The 371-nt window shown below is 43.4% G+C and carries 1 protein-coding gene; it reads left to right on the forward strand.

Annotated elements, in window-relative coordinates; all coding sequences use genetic code 11:
• Window positions 1–371: tetratricopeptide repeat protein (locus H3U82_RS10790; RefSeq protein WP_198210511.1), on the forward strand; the 371-nt coding region annotated here is incomplete at both ends.

Below are 371 nucleotides of genomic sequence, written 5' to 3' on the forward strand. Positions count from 1 at the left end.
TCAGCTGCAGCAGCACAGGGACATGCAAATGCTCAGTGTAATTTAGGTGTATTGTATGAAAATGGCGAGGGTGTAGATCAGAGCTATGAAAAGGCAGTTGAATATTATTCAGCAGCAGCTGAACAGGGAGATGCTGTTGCCCAATGTAATTTAGGTAGATTGTATGAAAATGGTGATGGTGTTGAGCAGAATTATGAAAAGGCGGTTGAGTATTATTTGGCTGCAGCTGCACAGGGAGATGCTGCTGCCCAATTTAATTTGGGTGTATGCTATGAAACGGGCGATAGTGTAGAGCAGAATTATGAAAAGGCAGCAGAGTATTATTCAGCTGCAGCAGCACAGGGACATGCAAATGCTCAGTGTAATTTAGG

It is taken from the genome of Snodgrassella sp. W8132, assembly GCF_016100865.1.
GTDB classification, from domain to species: domain Bacteria; phylum Pseudomonadota; class Gammaproteobacteria; order Burkholderiales; family Neisseriaceae; genus Snodgrassella; species Snodgrassella alvi.